Genomic DNA, 18,765 nt, shown 5'->3' with positions numbered 1-18,765 from the left:
TTACTCCCCTTGCTGGCGCTGGAAGCGCTGGATATCGCGCCGCTGTTTTTTATCAGGGCGTTTAAGCGGGTGCTGCATGGCTTCGTTGGTTAAGCGGCGCGCTTCGGCCTCTTTGGCACGACGTTTAGCGCTATCTTCGGTTTCCGCATAGAGCTTACGCGCTTCCGGTGCGCCTCGACGCTGGTCGGATAGCGCGGTCACTTCCACCTCGAAGATATCCCAGCCTTGCGGCACACGGATCAGCGCACCCAGCTCAACGTTCTTACTGGTTTTTACACGAGCTCCGTCGTAATGGACTTTGCCGCCTTCAATGGCTTTTTTGGCCAGAGCACGGGTTTTAAAAAACCGCGCTGCCCATAACCACTTATCCAAACGAACGCTGTCACTCATTCACGCCCTCCTAATGTATGTGAGGCCAGGTTTATGAACTCAGATGTGTGAGCGTTGCCCTGGCAACTCTGCGGGTAGCAGCCGGGCAAATCGGTCAAGGGCAATAAATTCCTGTAGTTCTTTCTCTGGGCGTTGGCTGTCAGGCTGTTTAATCCCTAACAGATGCTTAATGCCAAATTCGCGAGCGCTCTCTAGCACCCGGGCATTATCATCAATAAACAGGGTGCGGGCGGGGTCGAATGGCTCGCGTTCTTGCAGTGCAAACCAGAAGGCTTGCTCCTCTTTCGCAGCGCCCACGTCTTCTGATGAGATGATGGCGTCTAGGTAGTTTTCCAACCCCGTGAGCGGGAGTTTTAATGCGAGACTTGCGCGGTCGGCATTCGTAGCAAGTACCACTCGGGGGTGAGCTTGCTTGAGCCATGTCAGGAAGTCCAAAGCATCGCTGCGTAGCCCAATCAAGTGCTGCACTTCGCGCTTGAGGGCAACGATATCCACGTTCAGCTCGCGGCTCCAGTAGGCAAGGCTGTACCAGTTCAGTGTGCCCTGCTCACCCATAATGCGTGCTTTGAGCGCATCCTGACTGGCTTGGTCTAGCTGGTGCAGCTCTACGTAGCGCCGCGGCAGGTGCTCAAGCCAAAAGTGGCTGTCGAAGTGAAGGTCTAGCAGCGTGCCGTCCATGTCGAGTAGGACGGTATCGATCTCGCGCCAATCAATCATTGCCGCTCCAGTCTTAAAGAGTAAGCGTGCTATTGTAGCGTAACCCGTTTTTTGCAGCCACGGAGGCATGATGTCACGCGACGACACAACAACAGGCGATACGCTAACCGGCTATCCGCGCAAGCCGCAAATCTTAGGCCGCCAGCGCGTCGCCCAAAGCCGTCTATTTCAAATTGAGTCACTGGATTTGCGCTTCTCTAATGGGGAAGAGCGACAGTTTGAGCGTTTGACGGGGGCTGATCGCGGTGCGGTGATGATTATTGCCATGCCCGACCCGGACCATGTGCTGCTCATTCGGGAGTATGCTGCGGGGTTCGAAGATTATGTGCTGACGCTTCCCAAAGGCTTGGTCGACCCCGGCGAAGACATAGTCACCGCCGCCAACCGCGAGCTGATGGAAGAGTGCGGCTTCGGCGCGCACCGCATGGAACCCTTAGTGGAGCTTTCGCTAGCGCCCAACTACATGCGCCACCGCATGCAGGTGTTGATGGCAACGGACCTCTACCCCAAACGCTTACCGGGTGACGAGCCCGAACCGCTGATTGTAGAAACCCATGCTATTGAAGAACTTCCTGCACTACTCTTGCGCGAAGACTTCCACGAAGCCCGAGCCATCGCCGCGCTCTATATTGCGCGGGATAAACTGCGCGAAGAGAAGCGCCGTGGCGGGATGGATTTGCTCTGATACCTGCCCCTCGTACCGCTTTACTGTAAGAAATACAGCATTATTTCCCATTTACGCTTAGAGCCATCTTCGGCACCCCTAACGGGGTGCTTCGCGGGTGCGCTATCGCTTACCACGCGCTACAAGGTGCCTATCTTAAGTACTTGGAGCTCCGTAGCGCGGCGTAACGAATGAGCGAGAGCAACGAGCGAAAGAGGCACCTGCGGGGGCGGCGAGTAGCCGCCTGGAAGGTGCCACTGCTGAGTTGCTATAGGTGGTGTTTTAACGGGATCCAGCGGCGTTGGCGGTGGCTGTCTAGACCAGCTTCGAGGAGCGCCATGCAACGCAAGGCGTCATCGATATCCACGGGAAGCGGCGCTTTATCACGAATCGCCGCGCTTACCCCTCGGTAATAGGCGAGATAGTCGCCGGGCAATGTGGGGTGGTCGTGACGGACAAGCGGTGCGTCTTCACCCTCTCCCTCGCGCAGGGTCAGCGTTCCAGGGCTATCTTCTCCCCAGGCTGAAGACGGCGTTTCCCCGGCTTTCAAACGATCTTCCTGCGGGTCTAAGCCGTACTTGATATAGCTGCCTTTGGTGCCATGGATGCGGTAGCGCGGCGTGGGTTCTGCCACCAGCGTACCGGCGCTTAGGCTGACGCGGCAGCCGTCGTATTCCAGCAGCGCGAGGAAGTCGTCATCGGCTTTGGCTTCGTCGCGCCGCACGCCGAGCTCTAGCAAAATGGCGTTGGGCGTGCCGAATAGCTCGCAGGCCTGATCCAGCAGGTGCGGGCCTAGGTCGTACCAAATACCGCCCCCTGGAGTGGCTTTTTCCCGCCAGCGGTCGCGCACTTCAGGACGAAAGCGATCAAAGCGCGACTCAAAGCCGGTCATCCGCCCCAGCGTGCCTTCCTTTAAGAGCGCCTGAATGGTCAGGAAGTCGCTATCCCAGCGGCGGTTATGAAATACCGAAATCAGCCTTTCCTTATCCACCGCCAGGGCTTTTAGCTGCTTTGCTTCTGAGAGCGTAACGGTAAAGGGCTTATCCACCACCACATGCTTACCCGCCGCGAGCGCCGCTTTGGCTAAGGGGAAGTGGGTATCGTTTGGCGTGGGAATCACAATGAGATCAAGGTCTGGGCGCTTACATAGCGCCAGCGCTTGGCTCTCTATTTCCACGTTAGGCAGGTCCGCCTTCACTTTGGCCGCATCACTGGAAGAGACAGCCACTAAATCCAGCCCTGCGGTCGCTTGAATCAGCGGGGCGTGAAACGTCTTGCTTGCGAAACCATAGCCAACAAGGCCAACGTTGATGATCGCCTTCATTACAATCCTTAGTCGATGTGACGGTTCAGGTTGGCAAAAAAACAGCCCGCACGAGACGGGCTGTTTGATGGAGAGATTAATCTAGCTTAGAGAGGTCGCGCACCGCGCCTTTATCGGCGGAGGTGGCGAGTAGCGCATAGGCTTTGAGCGCAGGGGTAACCTTACGCGGGCGCTGCTCGACCGGCTTCCAGGCATCTTTGCCTTTGGCATCCATGGCTTCACGGCGTTTAGCCAGCTCGGCATCGCTGAGTTGCACGTTGATGGAGCGGTTGGGGATATCGATCAAGATGGTGTCGCCTTGTTCGACCAAACCAATCGCGCCCCCTGCTGCCGCTTCCGGGGATACATGCCCAATCGACAGGCCTGATGTGCCGCCAGAGAAACGACCATCGGTGAGCAGCGCACAGGCTTTACCCAAGCCTTTCGATTTCAGGTAAGAGGTCGGGTACAGCATCTCTTGCATGCCGGGGCCGCCTTTGGGGCCTTCGTAGCGGATGACGACCACATCGCCCTCTTTTACTTTGCCATCTAACACGTCGGCCACCGCTTGGTCTTGAGACTCCACCACGTGGGCTTTGCCTTCAAATACCAAAATGGAGTCATCAACCCCTGCGGTTTTCACCACGCAGCCATCCAGCGCGATATTGCCGTAAAGCACGGCCAGGCCGCCCTCGCGGGAGAACGCGTGCTCCAAATCGCGTATACAGCCGGTGGCGCGGTCGCCATCCAGGCTTGGCCAGCGGGCGCTTTGGGAGAAAGCGGTTTGAGTCGGTACACCGCCAGGGCCAGCCTTAAAGAACTCAACCACTTCTGAGCTAGGCGAGCGCATGATGTCCCACTCTTCCAGCGCGGCCTTTAGGCTATCGCCATAGACAGTCGGCACAGAGGTATCCAGCACGCCTGCCCGGTCCAGCTCACCCAAGATGGCCATAATGCCGCCGGCGCGGTGGACGTCTTCGATATGGTACTTCTGGGTATTAGGAGCCACTTTACACAGCTGCGGCACTTCACGGGAAAGGCGGTCGATATCCGCCATAGTGAAGTCAACTTCTGCTTCCTGAGCGGCTGCTAATAGGTGAAGAATGGTATTGGTGGAGCCGCCCATGGCAATGTCGAGCGTCATGGCGTTTTTAAACGCCGACTTATTGCCAATCGCACGGGGCAACAGGTGAGCCTCGTCACCTTCGTAGAAACGTTTAGCGAGTTCGACAATACGGTGACCGGCATTTTCGAACAGACGGCGACGATCGGCGTGGGTCGCCAGGACGGTGCCGTTACCCGGCAAGGCCAACCCCAATGCTTCGGTGAGACAGTTCATAGAGTTGGCGGTGAACATACCCGAGCAGCTTCCGCAGGTAGGGCACGCACTGCGCTCGACTTCGGCCAGGGTTTCGTCATCGACACTGTCGTCGGCCGCCATGACCATGGCATCGACGAGGTCGAGGCCGTGATCCAGGAGTTTGGTCTTACCGGCTTCCATCGGGCCGCCTGATACAAAGATCACCGGAATATTGAGGCGCATCGCGGCCATCAGCATTCCTGGGGTGATTTTGTCGCAGTTGGAGATGCACACCAGTGCATCGGCGCAGTGGGCGTTACACATGTACTCGACGCTGTCAGCAATGATATCGCGGCTCGGCAGCGAATAGAGCATGCCGTCATGACCCATGGCGATGCCATCGTCCACGGCGATGGTGTTGAACTCTTTGGCTACGCCGCCCGCTTTTTCAATCTCACGCGCCACCAGTTGGCCCATGTCTTTTAGATGCACATGACCGGGTACAAACTGGGTGAAGGAGTTGGCGACCGCAATAATCGGCTTATGAAAGTCGTCATCTTTCATACCGGTGGCACGCCAAAGGGCACGGGCGCCAGCCATATTGCGGCCAGCGGTGGTGGTACGGGAGCGATACTCAGGCATGGTGTCCTCTACATCTTTATCATGGCCTGCCGCATACGTGGCAGCAGGCAGTTGAATCCAGCGGCCTTAGATTGTGGCATGAGCGCACCGCTGAGACTAGATGTAGAAGGCAACCAAAGGCGGGAGGAAGCCGCCCGTCGGTTATTAGAAGGTTTCCCACTCCTCTTCAGCAACAGCGGCTGCAGGGCGCTTCAGTGCCGAACGCGGCTCTTTTGGCAGTGAAAGGTTCTTTTGTGAAAGGTTTTGTTGTGAGGGATCCTGGTGTGACAGGCTCGGCATCACTGAACTGTCCCGAGACAAACGCTGACGAGCCGTTTCACTACTCTCTTCGCCCGCCCCTTCCAAACGGAACGCAGCAATCACGTTAGCCAGGTCCAACGCTTCGTTGGTTAAGCGCTGTGCAGCACTGGAAATTGATTGAACCTTGCTAGCGTTCTGCTGTGTGACGTGATCCATTTCAGAGACCGCCATATTGATCTGATCGATACCACTACTCTGCTCGTCAGAGGCGGTGCTGATCCCCCCATGATATCACTCACGCGCATGACCTGATGCGATGCTTTTCACCAGTAAACAGATGTAAAAAAGCGCCGCTCTTTTCAGAGCGGCGCTAATCAAACCCTATTGCCTAAAGCAAAAACCAGCGAAGAGCGCTACTTAAATACCACGTTAGCAACATCCCGGTAGCGATTAGCAAAGTGCACCGTCATCCCCTCTTTTAGGTAATCCGGTAGCTCCTCGTAATCACGGCGATTTGCCTCAGGCAAGATGACCTCAAAGATATCGCTGCGCCGTGCGGCAATCACTTTTTCGCGGATACCGCCTACCGGTAGCACCTGGCCGGTGAGGGTTAACTCACCGGTCATCGCCAACGGGCGAGTGATGGCTTGATGTTTAGCCAACGACAGTAGCGCGGTGGTCATGGTTACCCCGGCAGAGGGGCCATCCTTCGGCGTGGCTCCTTCAGGCACGTGGAGGTGAACAAAGGCAGAGTCAAAGAAATCTGCATCCGCACCGTACTCCGCCAAATGCCCCAAGGTGTAGCTGTAGGCAATATTGGCCGACTCTTTCATCACATCGCCCAGCTTGCCGGTTAGCTTGAAGCCGCGATCTAGCGAATGCACCTTGCCTGCCTCAATGGGCAGCGTGGCACCGCCCATGGATGTCCAGGCAAGCCCTGTGACGACTCCTTCGCCTTTCAGGACTTTCTCTTTACGGAAAAGCGGTGCGCCCAGGAACTCTTCCAGGTTCTTGACCGAGACCTTGACGGTTTCAACATCTTCTTCCAGCAGTTTCACCGCGGCTTTGCGCACAATGCGGTGCAGCTGTTTTTCTAACTGACGTACGCCTGCTTCACGGGCATAGCCGTCAATCACCTGCTTCAGCGCCGCATCGCTCAAGTTAATGCGCCTCTTCGGCAAGTTGTCGCGCTTAAGCAGCTTGGGCCAGAGGTGATGCTTGGCGATCTGCAGCTTCTCTTCAGCGATATAGCCCGACAGGCGAATCTGCTCCATACGGTCGAGCAACGGCCCGGGGATGCTATCCAGCGTGTTAGCGGTGCACACGAAGAGCACATTGGAAAGATCCATCCGCACGTCGAGATAGTGGTCGAGGAAGTCAACGTTCTGCTCGGGGTCAAGCACTTCCAGCAGCGCCGAGGCGGGGTCACCCTGGAAAGATTGACCCAGCTTATCAATTTCATCCAGCATGATGACCGGGTTTTCTACCTCAACCTCTTTGAATGCCTGAACGAGCTTACCGGGCATTGCGCCTACATAGGTGCGTCGATGGCCTTTGATTTCAGCCTCATCCCGCATACCGCCCACCGAGAAACGATAAAACTCACGCCCCAACGCTTCCGCAATCGAGCGCCCAATGGAGGTTTTACCCACCCCTGGCGGGCCAACCAGCAGCACAATCGAGCCGCCCACATCGCCTTTAAAGGCGCCCTCGGCAAGGAACTCGACAATCCGCTCTTTCACGTCTTTTAGGCCATCGTGGTCGCGGTCGAGGACTTCTCGAGCATGGGCAAGATCCAGCTTATCCTGGCTGGTTACTCCCCAAGGCAGCGAGGTTAACCAGTCCAGATAGTTGCGGGTGGTGCCATACTCCGGCGAGCCCGTTTCCAGCACGCTGAGTTTATTCAGCTCCTCATCGATACGTGCCTGAACTCGCTCTGGCACCACCAAGGATTCCAGCCGGTTTCGGAAAGTATCCACGTCGTTTTCGCGGTCATCTTTAGAGATGCCCAGCTCACGCTGAATCACCTTCAGCTGTTCGCGTAGGAAAAATTCCCGCTGACGCTCCTGCATCTGGGCATTGACCTGCTCGCTGATTTCGCTTTGCAACTGGGCGACATCGATCTCTTTACGCAGCAGCGGCAGCACTTTTTGCATCCGCTCGGCAACGGGTAGCGTTGCCAGCACGTCTTGCAGCTCTGGGCCTTTGGCCGAGGTAATCGCGGCGGCAAAGTCGGTCAGCGGGCCGGGCTGATGGGGGCTAAAACGGTTAAGGTAGTGTTTTAGCTCCTCCCCGTAGAGCGGGTTAATGGGCAGCAACTCTTTAATGCCGTTGATGATCGCCATGGCATAGGCACGGGTCTCTTCATCTTCGGCATTGACCGGCTCTTTCGGGTAAGTCACTTCCACCAAGTAAGGCGGCTCTTTGGAGAGCCAGCGCTGGATTTTAAAACGCTGCAACCCCTGAGCAATGAACTGAATCTGTTGATCTTCGCCTTTGAGCTTATGCACCTTCACTGCGGTGCCAATCTCAGGGAAGCCTTCGTGATCCAGCGACTCAACGCCATGCTCCCCAACAAACGCAACGCCGATGGTGTGGTGTGGCGTGTTATTGACCCGGCGCATGGTCTCTTCCCAGCGCTCGCGGTTAATGACCAGCGGCTGAACCTGGGCAGGAAAGAAAGGACGGTTATGAATCGGTAGCAGGTAGATGCGCTCGGGCAGCATCTCACTGGCAGGCAATAGCGAATTTACCCGCTCCCCATCAGAGCGGTAATCGTTGCTTTTGGGGTTATCTTCTTGGGAATCGTGCGGCTCGTTCTTAGAGAGCCAGTCATGGTGTTCGTGATCGCGGTCGTAATCCTGGTCGCTCATGCGCCCTCCCATCAACAGTCACTAGTGGCTTGGGCCACTCAGCATTGCTAAAGGAATGTGGGCACACAGGGAAAACTTCAACCCTCAAGGCAATTTAGCCAATGGTTATGAAAGCATTCATGGCCAAAGCGTCGGCATAGGGCGGCCATTCACACGCCATACGCCTCGAATCACATCAAACTGCAGCTCCCGCGTGCCTAGCGGCAGGCCTAGCCATAGGGCAGCCACCGTGGGCGCCTCGTGCCACACAAAATCGCCATCAATACGCTCTAACCAGCGAGCACGTTCATCAGATTTACCAAGAGCCGTGATACTTAATTCATCCAGGCGGCGCGCATCAAAAAACAGAGCCCCCTCGGCATCCACCTGCAAGCCAAGTAACGGGCTATCAATATCAATAGTGGTAACATCTAAGCGCGGAGAATCACTGAGTACCTGGAGCAAATCTGGCTCTAAGCGTGATAATAAGCCTTCTGCCATAGGCAGGCTGGCATCGCCCCAAGCAGCCTCCTGACGCAGCCGACGAATGGTTGCCCGCACTGCATCTCCGTTTAGCCGGGAAAGCTCCGCCTCTATACGGCCGCTTAACAGCGAGGTATCAGGCGCTTCGCTAGGCACACGCACATCGCCAACAATCAGCTCGCCCTTCAAGCGCAGCTCACTCTCATCCAGCTCCATATGGCTATGCACATCTAAGGGTGTGACATGAATATCGTAAGCGGGATAGCGCAGCTCTAAACTTTCAATATGCAGATGGTCGCGCTGAGCAAAATGGTAGGCATCTTCAATATAGGTATAACGGCTTTCTAGCTGGGTTGGCCCCAGCGTGAGTTGGGCAAGGCCATCGGTCAGCGTGAGCTGTTCCAGCAACCCGCGCAAACGCCAGTCACCAAACAGCCCCTCTAGCCGAACGCGAGCACCACGAACCGCCAGCTCACGCCCGCTCTGCTGAATCACAAAGGGCGCCAGGGCCAGACGCAGTTCGGTGTGCCCACTCAACGTTTGGTAGCGGCCTTGCCAGCGTGGCACCGAAGGCGCCGAGACCTCACCCACCGCTTTCTGCAATACACTATCCAAGCGCGGCAATAGGGTGCCTTCAACATCCGTGCTGAGCACACCATGACGGGCCCGGTAGGTCAGTTCCAAACGCCAAGGCCGACCTAAAAGAGGAGAAAGAACCAGCCCTCCACGGGAGGTTAGCCACCCCTGGTGGTTCTCAATTCGACTGACACGCCACTCGCCCCGCGCCTCCAGATCTTCCAGTGCTTGGCGTAGGCTACGTTCAAAAAGAACGCTGGATAGCAGTTGCGCGACCATCCAGATCACGGCCACGGCCGCGAGGATAGGCACGATCAAACGTTCCTTGCGCATGCTATCTCCTTGAATAGCCTCGCCAAGAAGGCTTCTCTCCATACAAGCAGTAGGCGTGCAACACAGTCAGCATAGCAGTTGATGCGCAGGCTTAACTTAATGCAGCCAAAACCAAAGGTGCATAGTACTCCAGGCGTAGACCCCTGCCATCACATCATCAATCATAATGCCAAAGCCACCGGCTACTCGGCGGTCAGCCCAGCGAATGGGCCATGGCTTAAAGACATCGAAGATGCGAAATACCACAAACCCCCACAGCGCTGCCTCCCAGGAGAAAGGAACCGCTGCCATGGTAATCCAGTAACCAACAAACTCATCCCATACGATCCCTGAGTGATCATGCACCCCCAGGTCATGAGACGTTTTATCGCAAAGCCATACGCCAACCACAAAGGCTGCCAGCACAATGCCTAGGTACCAGCCTAGCGTCAGGTCGGCCATCATCCAGTAGAAAGGAATCGCAGCCAGAGTACCAAAGGTACCCGGTGCCCAAGGCACCGTGCCACTGCCGAGGCCAAAAGCAAAAAAGTGGGTGGGGCGCCGCCAGACGCTCGCCGGTGCTCGGTTCATTGGTCACCCCCACGAAAATGCTGCCAGCCAGTCGCCCCTTCTACAGGCACTCCCGCCACCCCAAGCGCTTCGGTGCAGCGGCCAATAATGCTAAGCGAAAGGCCTAACTCGGCCAGCTGCATTTGCGCTTGAGCAACCTGGGAGGGAGGTAGTGTCACCAGCAGTTCGTAGTCATCACCGCCAGATAGCGCTGCGGTTAAGGCCGCTTCGCTGCCCAGCACTTCGGCTAATCCTTCGGCTAGGGGTAGCGAGTCGGGCTGCAAAGCGACACCTACCTGGGACGCTTCCCGCAGATGCGCCAGATCCGCTAGCAGGCCATCGGAGATATCCATCGCCGCTGTGGCCAATCCGCGTAGCGCAATGCCGGCCTTTAGCCGGGGCTGAGGCAAGAGATAGCGCTGTAGCAACGGGTGTTTCAGGTCGCGTTCACCCTGTTGCCACAACGCTAGCCCGCCAGCACCGCCACCTAATGCACCGGTCACGGCCACCACATCGCCCACCTGCGCGCCCGAACGCGTTATAGCCGTGCCAGTAGGCACTTCGCCCATCACGGTGACGCTAATGCTGAGCGCGCCAGAGGTAACATCGCCTCCAGCGAGTGTCGTCGCGTGCTGCTGACAAAGCGTGTGAAAACCGCTGGCATAATCGGCAAGCCACTGCTCAGCGGCAGTGTCATCTTTAAAGGCGCGCTGATCCAAGGTGATAGCCATCAAGCACCAGCGCGACTTAGCCCCCATCGCGGCTAAGTCGCTGAGTGCCACGGCTAACGCTCGGTGTCCTATCGCATAGGCGGGGGCATCGTGGGGAAAGTGAACATCGACGACGGATGTATCAACACTCACCGCCAGCTGCTGCCCCGCCTGGGGTACCAATAGAGTGGCGTCATCGCCGCATCCTAGGGCAACGCCATCTGTCGCTTGTGCCTCCTGCGGCGACATAAAGTAACGTCGAATCAGATCGAATTCGGCAAGCACAAAGGCCCCTTAAACGCTTGATCAGGCGGCCCGCTTACAAGCGGCGGGCGCTGACTTCGGCACTTCGTAAGCGGTTTGCCAACTTATCGAGAATGCCATTCACGTATTTATGGCCGTCGGTGGCGCCAAATGATTTTGCCAGCTCAACGCCTTCGTTAATCACTACGCGGTAAGGCACCTCCATTCGCCGGGAAAGCTCGTAAGCACCGAGACGAAGAATCGCCAGCTCCACCGCGTCCAAATCTTCCAAACGGCGATCAAGCAATGGGGCAATTTCACGGTCCAGCTCGGTTTTGAAACGCACCGTGTTATGCAGTAGCTCATGGAACAGCGCTTTGTCCGCGATTTCCATGACCTTTACCCAGTTCTCATGATCTTCTAAGTCATCGTCAGCCACTTGGCTACGAAACTCAGCTTCAATCGTGGTAATGGACTTACCGGTCATCTGCCACTGGTAAAGCCCCTGTACCGCTAACTCCCTTGCGGCGTGACGCCCCTGCTGTGCCGCAGAGGGCTTGCGCTCACGACGCTCGCTCATTGAGAATCTCCTACCGGCAGCGCGCGCAGCAGAGACACCATTTCCATCGCGGCCATCGCCGCTTCGGTGCCTTTATTACCGGCTTTGGTGCCTGCACGCTCAATGGCTTGCTCAATAGACTCAACGGTCAATACGCCATTGGCTACGGGCGTATCAAACTCAAGTTGGAGATGGTTAATAGCCGTGTTGCAGCCACCCGCCACGTACTCAAAATGTGGCGTGCCGCCACGAATGACCGCACCGAGGGCAATCACCGCATCCGGCTTCATCACATTGAGTACACGCTTCACGGCCAGGGGCAGTTCCCACGCGCCCGGCACATGAACGATATGGATATTTTCCACATCCACACCGTGGCGTGTCAGGCTATCGACGGCACCTTCCACCAAGCTATCGACCACGTGGTGATTAAAGCGGCCCACCACGATGACATAGCGTCCATCAACGTCTACAAAAGTGCCTTCAATTTGCGAAAGGGGTTGCATCAATTTATTCCTGCTGAAAAGTTGGCTCATACGCCGTGTCATTGGGCCCCAGGCGCTCGACTACTTCAAGACCAAACCCAGAGAGCGCTGAGAATTTCCACGGAGAGCTGAGTAGCCGCATTTTACCAACGCCTAAGTGGCGCAGAATCTGCGAGCCAGTACCAATCGTTAAGTAGTTGCCAGAACCGTCTGAGTCGCTGGTACGCGGCTGGCGTACGCGATCCAGAAAGATATCTAGCTGGTCTTTCAAATCTTGATTAGGACGCCCATCATCAATCAGTACAAACACACCGGCCTGGGCTTGGGCAATTTCATGAATAGCGCGGTTGGCATCCCACCGACACTGCTCACCCTTCATTAAGCCCATCACGTCGCGCAGCGTATCGGCAAGGTGCACACGTACGGTGGTGGCCTGCTCCGGCGTCGGCTGCCCTTTTACCAGCGCCAAATGGTGCGCACCTTGAATACGATCACGGAACACATGTAGCGCAAGCTTGCCGTGAACGGTCGACACCTGAGAGGTTTCTATATGGTCCACCGTTTGCTCGTTCACAATACGGTAGTGGATCAGATCGGCAATGGTGCCCATCTTAATACCATGCGTCTTCGCAAACACTTCCAGTTCCGGACGACGCGCCATACTGCCGTCATCGTTCATAATTTCACAAATCACACCGCTGGGATCAAAGCCTGCCAGCGCTGCCAAATCACAGGCCGCCTCCGTATGACCGGCACGGCGAAGCACGCCGCCCGGCTCGGCCATCAGCGGGAAAATGTGCCCTGGCTGAACGATGTCCGAAGGCTTGGCATTCGGTGCAACGGCTGCCTGCACAGTGCGCGCGCGGTCAGCCGCTGAAATACCGGTCGTGACGCCTTCGGTTGCCTCAATAGAGAGCGTGAACTTGGTGCCAAAGCCTGAGCCGTTGTCCCGTACCATCAGCGGCAAGTTGAGCTGCTCGCAGCGCTCACGGGTCATCGGCATACAGATCAAGCCGCACGCGTAGCGTGCCATGAAGTTGATATGCTCAGGCTTCACCATTTCGGCGGCCATGATGATATCACCTTCATTCTCGCGATCCTCATCATCCATGAGAATCACCATTTTGCCCTGGCGAATATCGTCCACCAGCTCAGCGATAGGGGATAAGCCCTCAGAAGAGGAGTGCGCCATGGAATCTCCAAAAAATGTGGTCGCATCGTATGCGATTTCGGGCGTCAGGGTACCTTGCAATGACGGCTTGCGCTAGTCAGCGTGAGGGGTGGCGGTGATCCACCAGTCTTGCCCAACGGTTCGCGACTCTTTAATCGTCAAGCGTTTCTGATCGGCCATCTGGGTAATTCCCGGCAGTGCAAATAGTGGCCTTGCTTCACCGCCTAATAGCGTAGGAGCGACAAATAGCTGCAGCTCGTCGACTAAATTCGCCTCCAGTAACGCTCCTGCTAGCGTTGCGCCGGTCTCTACCAACAGCTCGTTAACCTGCTCATTATCCGCCAGCCAACGCAGCATGTCAGCCAGCGCAATACGACCGCCTTCGGCAGGCAGCACCTGAATCTCAGCACCCGCCGCCGCCAGTTTACGCCGTTTCTCTTCGCTATGCTGATCGGTGGTGATAATCAGCGTGCGCCCTGGCTCTCGTAGGCAGGCCGCGGCAAGCGGTAAACGAAGGCGCGAATCCAAGATCACTCTTAGCGGCTGGCGCTGCACGATCTCGGCGGCGTTATCCAGTGCCAGTTGGTCGGCACGCAGCGTTAAGCGTGAATCATCCATAATGATAGATTCCACGCCGCTCAGAATAGCGCTTGAGCGGGCGCGCAGCCGCTGCACTTGGGTGCGCGCTTGCGGGCCGGTAATCCACTGGGACTCCCCCGACCCCATGGCGGTACGGCCATCCAAGCTCATCGCCATTTTCAGCCGCACAAAGGGGCGCTGACGCTCCATACGGGAAATAAAGCCCGGATTCAGCGCCCGGGCATCTGCTTCCAACAGGCCTACCTGCACCTGAATGCCTGCTGCTTTCAAATACTCAATACCGCCACCGCCGACCTGGGGATTAGGGTCCCCCATCGCCACCACCACGCGCGCAACACCCGCTTGCGCCAGCGCCAGCGCGCAGGGCCCTGTTCGCCCGGTATGTGAGCAAGGCTCTAGCGTGACATAAGCAGTGGCACCCTGGGCGGCGCTGCCTGCCGCCTTTAGGGCGTGAATTTCTGCATGGGGTTCTCCCGCACGCACATGGTATCCCTCGCCCACAATGCTGCCTTCCGCGCTGCCATCAAAGTGCACCATCACACACCCCACCCTGGGGTTGGGGTCGGTGGTATAAAGCCCGCGTTTGGCTAGCTGGATAGCGCGAGCCATGTAGCGATAGTCGGCGGTGGAGAATTCACCCATTACGATGCTCCGTGCTGTGTCCCACTGCCCTCTGGCTCATCCGTGGGCTCTTGGGAGAGGCGGTCGATTTCCGCCCGGAACTCGTCTAAATCCTGAAATTTACGATATACCGAGGCGAAACGAATATAGGCCACTTGATCCAAGCTACGCAGCGCTTTCATCACCGCTTCACCAATCTCACGCGCGTTGACTTCACGGTCGCCACGGGCGCGCAGCGTCTGGCGAATACGCTCTACCGACACTTCAATCGCTTCAGCGCTTACCGGGCGCTTTTCCAGCGCGCGCAGCATACCGTCGCGTAGTTTCGCCTCATTAAAGCTCTCGCGAGAGCCGTCGGATTTTACGACCCGCGGCATAATCAGCTCAGCGGTTTCATAAGTCGTAAAACGCTCTTGGCAGTTGGCACACTGACGGCGGCGGCGCACCTGGTCGCCTTCCGCCACCAGCCTGGAATCTGTCACTCGGGTATCATTTGCACCACAAAAAGGGCAATGCATGGCAGTCAACCTATTATCAGTACGCACTAGTAGCTGTACGTGCAACGTGTCAGCCTATACGAATAAAAAGCGCTACAAGGCTTCATGCCCTGCCCGTTATTCGCCATTTTATAAACTGTTTTATCGCCTATTGTCAGCGGCAGCCTTATCGCTGCCCTTACGGCGTAGCTGTGTTATACAACGCGTATCAACACGGTATTGTAACGATTTGGCACACAAGCTGCAGCGTTTGTCGAAGGTTGATTTATAGGACGCCCTTTATGACCCCTTTCGAGCAGACCGTTCACCACTACCTTACCCACCTGTATGGCCCCCGTGCGGGGGAAGTACAGCGGCGTATTGACCAGCATCTTGCGAATTTTCGTACCGCCTCGACGGCTTCCCCACCCGCTAACACGGCGGGCCACGATGCACCAACATGGAGCGAAAAAGATCAGTGGGTCATTTGTTACGGTGATTCCATCTTGGATGAAGGTACGCCGCCTTTAGCGGTGCTGGATACTTTTCTACAGCGCTATCTGGGGGATGCCATTAGCGGGGTTCACGTACTGCCCTTTTTCCCCTGGAGCAGCGACGACGGCTTTTCGGTGATTCACTACCGCGAGGTCAATAGCGAGCTGGGCGAGTGGGCGCATATCCAAACGCTAGCCAGCCACTATGACTTGATGGCTGATTTAGTGCTGAACCATGTCTCCAGAGAGTCGCTCTGGTTTGTGGATTACCTGGCCGGCAGCCTGCCCGGTCGCGACTACTTTATCGAAGTGGATCCGGATACCGATGTCTCCCAAGTCACCCGCCCGCGCAGTAGCCCACTTCTAGTGCCGATCTCTACGCGCCGGGGTACGCGCCACGTGTGGGCGACTTTCTCGGAAGACCAAATAGACCTCAACTTCGAAAACCCGGATGTGTTGCTAGAGTTCGTGGGTATTCTGCTGTTCTACCTACAGCAAGGGGTGCGCATTATTCGCTTGGACGCGGTGGCGTTTTTGTGGAAGCGATTGGGCACCTCCTGCATTCACCTGCCGGAAACCCATACAGTTGTGCGCTTACTTCGCGCCATCGTGGATGAAATAGCCCCCGGCACGCTGCTGATCACCGAAACTAACGTGCCCCATGCCGAAAACATCAGCTACTTTGGCTTGGAGCGATTAGCGGAAGGCGCGCCCAATGAAGCCCACATGGTGTACCAGTTCGCCCTGCCGCCCCTGCTGCTGCACACCCTAACCCGCGGTGAAGCGACGACGCTGCAAACGTGGTTAAACAGCTTGCCGGTGCTGCCTGAACAGTGCACCTACTTAAACTTCACCGCGAGCCACGACGGTATTGGCGTACGGCCGTTAGAAGGCCTGTTGCCTGACCATGAACGCGACGCGCTACTGGAACTGATGCATCGTTTTGGTGGCTTTGTCAGCATGCGCAGCAACCCTGATGGCAGCGACACACCCTACGAAATCAACATTACCTGGTTTGAGGCCATGTGCGGCACCCGCCGCGGGCCAGACCCGTGGCAAATTGCGCGCTTTCTATGCAGCCAAGCGATCATGCTCAGCCTACAAGGAATACCCGCACTCTATATCCATACGCTCACCGGCACGCTAAATGATGTCGAAGGCGTGGAGCGCAGCGGCCGCTTACGCTCGATTAACCGTCGCCGCTGGCAGCTTGATGAGCTGGCACTGCTGCTGGAGAGCCCTTCCACCCCCACCCATGACGTTTTCCATGCCCTTCATCGGCTACTAGAGCAGCGTCGCCAAGAGCCCTGCTTTCACCCCAACGCGCCACAGCGCGTGATAGACACGCCACCCGAGCTGCTAGCCATTGAGCGCGGGCCACTCCGTAACGGGCGACGCCTACTCGCGCTGTATAACGTCACCGATAGTAAGTTTGACCTCGCTCACGCAGGCGATGCCCTGAACCAAGCGCTTACCCAGCACCATTGGCAGCCGCTAGACCCGCTGACAGCTCACCACGAAGAAACACTGCCGCCCTATGCCGTACGCTGGCTGGCTGCTGAAGCATAAGGCTTGCGACATAACGACTCAGGGCAACGAGAGATAATCGTTAAATAATCTTATTCTGACACACTCACGCTAAACCACTGGTGAAAGCGTGAGTGACTATGTTGCAGCAAAGCGTTGCGATTGGCCCCATGGGGTTTAGTCTGCATCAATTGATGATTGGATTTGCCTTTTTACTGGCCCTGCTAGCGGGTGCGCTTATTGGCCAGCGGCATCGCGTGGCGGTCAGCGATACGTTATTTACCCTGCTATTTGTGGCGCTGGTGGCCGCACGCCTCGTCTTTGTTGTGCGTTACTGGAGCGACTATGACAGCTTGCTATCGCGCCTAGATATTCGCGATGGCGGCTTCGATATACTCGGTGGCATAGTGGCGGGCCTTAGCTACGCCGGATGGGCAATATGGCGCTCACCGCGCCAACGAGTGCCGCTTGCCGGGGCGCTTTTGGTAGGTGGTTTAGCCTGGGGCTTGACAGCTGGCAGTACGCTACTGATCGAACAGCAGGCACGCCCACTGCCCACTACTCCGCTTGCTACGCTCAACGGCGAGCCTATTACCCTGCCCAAACTTGCTCAGCAGGAGCAAAAGCCCATGGTAGTTAACCTATGGGCAAGTTGGTGCCCGCCATGTATTCGTGAAATGCCGGTGTTTGAAGAGGCCCAGCAACAAGCGCAGGACATTACCTTTGTGTTCGTTAACCAAGGTGAAAGCCTTCAACACATTCATGCGTTTATGAGCGAACACGGCTTTGATTTGAAGAATGTATGGCAAGACCCGAGCAATGCCCTGGGTCAAACCACCGGAGCCCATGCCATGCCCACAACGCTTTACTACAACGCGGATGGACAGCTCGTGAGCACCCATTTTGGCGAGCTTTCCCGCGCCACTTTGCAAGATGGCCTTTCGCGTATTCGCTAATATATTTTGCCTCGCGGCACCCACACCAAGCCGTTTTCATAAGGATAGTGCTATGCAACGTGTTTTCTTACCCCATGTTGGCCGTTTCGCTTTACTTGCCGCGCTGGGTAGCGCAGCGGCAGCCAGCCATGCCGACGAGCTACCAGCGCCTGTGCAGGCGCTGGCCAACCAGGGCTTAACCATTCACGGGCAATTTGAGGCGCCCGGGGGAATGCGCGGCTTTGGGGCCAGCGCTCAGGGCCAGGATATGGCGATTTATTTAACGCCAGATGGAGAGCACGCCATTATCGGCACGCTAGTCGATAGCGAAGGTAGCAACCTGACGGAAGCACAGCTTGACGAGCACGTACGGGCACCCTTAGAGGCCGAAACCTGGAAGCTGCTTGAAGAGAGCCGCTGGATTCAGGATGGCGACCCGGATGCCCCACGCGTCATCTACACCTTCACCGACGCCAACTGCCCTTACTGCCGTCAGCTGTGGCAACAAACCCGCCCTTGGGTAGAGGCTGGCGAGGTTCAGCTACGCCATATTATGGTCGGCATTCTCGCCCCCAATAGCCCTGCGTTAGCCGCTACCATTCTCGGCGCTGACGACCCCTCCGCTGCCCTGCACCGTCACAGTGAAGGTGATGAGCTCTCCCCCAGCGCACAGCCACGGGATATCGAAGAGCAGGTCTACGCCAACAACCAGCTCTTTGAAGAGCTAGGCCTCTACGCCACCCCCACCAGCGCTTTCCAACGTGAGGCTGAAGGCGGCACTGTGCGCATTGACCGAATCCAAGGCCTCCCCAGCCAAGAACGCCTCATTGAGATGATGGGTAGCGAAGCGCCTTAACAAAAGAAGTAGGAGGCCAATTTATTGGGCGACGGCGGC

The 18,765-nt window shown here is 56.9% G+C and carries 18 protein-coding genes; 4 read left to right on the top strand and 14 right to left on the bottom strand.

Annotation, left to right across the window (positions count from 1 at the left end; translation table 11 throughout):
• A complete protein-coding gene (gene hslR, locus AC13CY_RS01675) occupies positions 1-390 on the bottom strand; it encodes a ribosome-associated heat shock protein Hsp15 (protein ID WP_044630370.1) in 390 nt (129 codons plus the stop codon).
• A gap of 39 nt (positions 391-429) precedes the next feature.
• On the bottom strand, positions 430-1,107 hold the full coding sequence (yrfG, locus tag AC13CY_RS01670; protein WP_058578370.1) for a GMP/IMP nucleotidase: 678 nt from the start codon (positions 1,105-1,107) through the stop codon (positions 430-432).
• A gap of 70 nt (positions 1,108-1,177) precedes the next feature.
• Between yrfG and nudE the strand changes: the two genes are divergently transcribed.
• Entirely contained in the window at positions 1,178-1,792 is a 615-nt protein-coding gene (nudE, locus tag AC13CY_RS01665; RefSeq protein WP_044630372.1) for an ADP compounds hydrolase NudE, read from the top strand.
• 247 nt (positions 1,793-2,039) lie between these two features.
• Here nudE and AC13CY_RS01660 read toward each other — a convergent pair whose 3' ends face one another.
• The 12 genes from AC13CY_RS01660 to nrdR all read right to left on the bottom strand — a co-directional run bounded on the left by AC13CY_RS01660 (position 2,040) and on the right by nrdR (position 14,956).
• Positions 2,040-3,095, bottom strand: a complete 1,056-nt coding sequence (locus AC13CY_RS01660) for an oxidoreductase (RefSeq protein ID WP_172514643.1) — start codon at positions 3,093-3,095, stop codon at positions 2,040-2,042.
• Positions 3,096-3,171: 76 nt separating this feature from the next.
• A complete protein-coding gene (gene ilvD, locus AC13CY_RS01655; protein WP_062361770.1) occupies positions 3,172-5,016 on the bottom strand; it encodes a dihydroxy-acid dehydratase in 1,845 nt (614 codons plus the stop codon).
• 144 nt (positions 5,017-5,160) lie between these two features.
• Positions 5,161-5,472 carry a hypothetical protein gene (locus AC13CY_RS01650; RefSeq protein WP_058578372.1) on the bottom strand — a complete coding sequence of 104 codons (312 nt, stop codon included), beginning with the start codon at positions 5,470-5,472 and terminating at the stop codon, positions 5,161-5,163.
• Positions 5,473-5,669: 197 nt separating this feature from the next.
• Positions 5,670-8,129 (bottom strand): endopeptidase La, encoded by a 2,460-nt coding sequence (gene lon / locus AC13CY_RS01645; protein ID WP_483052225.1) that lies wholly within the window; start codon positions 8,127-8,129, stop codon positions 5,670-5,672.
• A 117-nt stretch (positions 8,130-8,246) separates the two neighbouring features.
• Positions 8,247-9,500 carry a DUF945 family protein gene (locus AC13CY_RS01640; RefSeq protein ID WP_483052224.1) on the bottom strand — a complete coding sequence of 418 codons (1,254 nt, stop codon included), beginning with the start codon at positions 9,498-9,500 and terminating at the stop codon, positions 8,247-8,249.
• Positions 9,501-9,596: 96 nt separating this feature from the next.
• Positions 9,597-10,070: a phosphatidylglycerophosphatase A family protein gene (locus tag AC13CY_RS01635; RefSeq protein ID WP_044630377.1), complete on the bottom strand. Its 474-nt coding sequence runs from the start codon at positions 10,068-10,070 to the stop codon at positions 9,597-9,599.
• Positions 10,067-11,044, bottom strand: a complete 978-nt coding sequence (gene thiL / locus AC13CY_RS01630; protein ID WP_230835139.1) for a thiamine-phosphate kinase — start codon at positions 11,042-11,044, stop codon at positions 10,067-10,069. The genes AC13CY_RS01635 and thiL overlap by 4 nt, the downstream gene beginning before the upstream one ends.
• A gap of 34 nt (positions 11,045-11,078) precedes the next feature.
• Entirely contained in the window at positions 11,079-11,582 is a 504-nt protein-coding gene (gene nusB, locus AC13CY_RS01625) for a transcription antitermination factor NusB (protein WP_044630379.1), read from the bottom strand.
• Entirely contained in the window at positions 11,579-12,067 is a 489-nt protein-coding gene (ribH, locus tag AC13CY_RS01620; RefSeq protein WP_044630380.1) for a 6,7-dimethyl-8-ribityllumazine synthase, read from the bottom strand. The genes nusB and ribH overlap by 4 nt, the downstream gene beginning before the upstream one ends.
• A gap of 4 nt (positions 12,068-12,071) precedes the next feature.
• Positions 12,072-13,238, bottom strand: coding sequence for a bifunctional 3,4-dihydroxy-2-butanone-4-phosphate synthase/GTP cyclohydrolase II (ribBA, locus tag AC13CY_RS01615; protein ID WP_289099170.1), 1,167 nt, complete (start codon positions 13,236-13,238; stop codon positions 12,072-12,074).
• 72 nt (positions 13,239-13,310) lie between these two features.
• A complete protein-coding gene (gene ribD, locus AC13CY_RS01610) occupies positions 13,311-14,459 on the bottom strand; it encodes a bifunctional diaminohydroxyphosphoribosylaminopyrimidine deaminase/5-amino-6-(5-phosphoribosylamino)uracil reductase RibD (protein WP_483052223.1) in 1,149 nt (382 codons plus the stop codon).
• Positions 14,459-14,956, bottom strand: coding sequence for a transcriptional regulator NrdR (gene nrdR / locus AC13CY_RS01605; RefSeq protein WP_044630383.1), 498 nt, complete (start codon positions 14,954-14,956; stop codon positions 14,459-14,461). The genes ribD and nrdR overlap by 1 nt, the downstream gene beginning before the upstream one ends.
• A gap of 260 nt (positions 14,957-15,216) precedes the next feature.
• Here nrdR and AC13CY_RS01600 point away from each other — a divergent pair, with 260 nt between their 5' ends.
• The 3 genes from AC13CY_RS01600 (at position 15,217) to dsbG (ending at position 18,726) form a co-directional block, all read left to right on the top strand.
• Positions 15,217-16,977, top strand: a complete 1,761-nt coding sequence (locus AC13CY_RS01600) for a sugar phosphorylase (protein ID WP_483052222.1) — start codon at positions 15,217-15,219, stop codon at positions 16,975-16,977.
• A 98-nt stretch (positions 16,978-17,075) separates the two neighbouring features.
• Positions 17,076-17,891, top strand: coding sequence for a prolipoprotein diacylglyceryl transferase family protein (locus tag AC13CY_RS01595; RefSeq protein WP_483052221.1), 816 nt, complete (start codon positions 17,076-17,078; stop codon positions 17,889-17,891).
• Positions 17,892-17,943: 52 nt separating this feature from the next.
• The gene (gene dsbG, locus AC13CY_RS01590) at positions 17,944-18,726 is read left to right on the top strand and encodes a thiol:disulfide interchange protein DsbG (protein ID WP_062361720.1); all 783 of its coding nucleotides are present in this window, start codon (positions 17,944-17,946) and stop codon (positions 18,724-18,726) included.
• Positions 18,727-18,765: the final 39 nt, after the last annotated feature.

This window comes from Vreelandella sp. L-15 (assembly GCF_056857635.1).
The sequence above is the reverse complement of the archived record's forward strand: the minus strand, read 5'-3'. Positions and strand labels throughout refer to the sequence as shown.